This is a genomic window from Dietzia sp. SLG310A2-38A2 (assembly GCF_014145095.1).
Lineage (GTDB): Bacteria > Actinomycetota > Actinomycetes > Mycobacteriales > Mycobacteriaceae > Dietzia.
On sequence record NZ_JAALDX010000405.1, the window covers coordinates 3,028 to 4,686 of the forward strand.

Sequence of the window (1,659 nt, forward strand, 5' to 3'; positions counted from 1 at the left end):
GTCGGGGAGTGCGGTCAGAACCTGCTGTCGCCGTCGGACCACGACCCGTAGGGGTCGTCATCCTCGTCAGTACCGGGCCGATCGGTGCTGACTCGCGTGGTGGGCGCGCCACCACCGGCCAACTCCGCCTGGAGACGTTCTAGGTCCGTCTGCGGAGTGTTGTACTTGAGTTCGCGAGCGACCTTGGTCTGCTTCGCCTTCGCGCGGCCTCGGCCCATTGACCTGACCCCCTCGGAAACGGTGCTGGGCCACCTCGGGGGTGCCCATCAATGTGAGTATCTGCCTGTCCACAGGATAGCGTGCCCGGCGCGGAATGTCCGCCCGGGTGTCGTGGAGGCCACCTCCGGCTCCTACGCCTGGCCACGCAGCCTGCGGATCGCCTCACGTCCGGCCTGCGGGCCGGAGTCGTGCGGGAGGGAGTCGGGATCGATGGCTGCGGAGACCCCATCCACCTCGAGAACGGTGTCGGACGGCACCGACCGCTTGAGCAGGGCGAGCGCCACCGGGCCGTACTCGTGGTGTTGGACGACGGTCCCCACGCGACCGACGGTGCGCCCACCTGCCAGGACCTCCGCGCCGGGGGAGAGCGACTGGTCGCCGCCGGAGCCGTCCAGGTGCAGCCGTACGAGCACCCGGGGGGACTTGCCGAGGTTGTGGACGCGGGAGACCGTCTCCTGACCCCGGTAGCACCCCTTGTCCAGGTGAACTGCTCCGCGCTGCGCCACCTCGCCGATCCACGTGGGGATCTCGTGGGGGATGGTCTTCTCGTCGGTGTCCACGCCGAGCCGGGCCCGTAGCGGGTCCGTCTCGACCGCGCGGAGGGCCTCGAACGCCCACGAGCCCGCGGGTCGGGCGCCGGATCGGACCGCCGCGTCGAACCAGGCGGGCAGCCCGGCGCGGGGGACGAGGAGGTCGACGGAGCCCGCCAAGGGCCACGGCATCCGTCGCGCGATCCCGCCCCCCGGGAGCGGGACGCTCGCGTAGTCGCCGACGGGAAGCTCCACCGTGGTCCCGTCCGGAGCGGTGAGGGCACCGGGGAGTCCGGTGCCGGCGAGGGTGACGACGACGAGGTCGGCGGCCTCCGGGGTGGCATCGGCCCAGAAGACCATCCGGGTCAGGAACGTGAGCAGGGCCGCGCCCCGGCCGGGCTCGGTGTCCATGACGAGCGTCCCGTCGACGTCGGACAGCACCACGTGGTGCTCCACCCGGCCGTTGGCGTCCAGGATCAGCGTCTCGCCCCCCGAGCGGTCCGCGAGTTCGGCCACGTGCTGGGAGACGAAGCCCTCGAGCCAGCTCAGCCGCTCGCCCCCGCCGATGGTCAGCACGTCACGGTGGGAGCGGTCGACGACCACCACGGAGGTGGTGGCCACGCGTTGCTCACCGAAGGGGTCGCCGTAGTGGAACGGGACCCCGGCGTCGGGGCCCGGACCCGTCGTGTCCACGGCGCCGGGTCGGGTCAGGATCGGGCTGTGGTAGCCATGGTCGGTCCGGTCGGGCACAGCTGGGACGGTCACGATCGCGATCCTACGTGCGTCGTCGTAGTGTTGCCGCCATGGGCACTGCAGTGGGCGACGGAGTGGGCCGGGCGACGGACCGGGCGGCGGACGCGCGCGTGGTCGTCCTGGTCGCCGGCGGGCCTGAGGGCCCACGTCCCCGGGT

General features: G+C 72.4%; 2 protein-coding genes. Both read right to left on the reverse strand.

The window, feature by feature from the left end; all coding sequences use genetic code 11:
* Positions 1-14 precede the first annotated feature (14 nt).
* Positions 15-218 carry a DUF3073 domain-containing protein gene (locus tag G6027_RS13895; RefSeq protein WP_182637684.1) on the reverse strand — a complete coding sequence of 68 codons (204 nt, stop codon included), beginning with the start codon at positions 216-218 and terminating at the stop codon, positions 15-17.
* A 132-nt stretch (positions 219-350) separates the two neighbouring features.
* On the reverse strand, positions 351-1,514 hold the full coding sequence (locus G6027_RS13900) for a folate-binding protein YgfZ (RefSeq protein ID WP_182637685.1): 1,164 nt from the start codon (positions 1,512-1,514) through the stop codon (positions 351-353).
* Positions 1,515-1,659 lie beyond the last annotated feature (145 nt).

What these genes read in the sequence shown, in the direction of transcription:
- G6027_RS13895 (WP_182637684.1), bottom strand. Translation starts at nt 218, where the DNA reads ATGGGCCGAGGCCGCGCGAAGGCGAAGCAGACCAAGGTCGCTCGCGAA.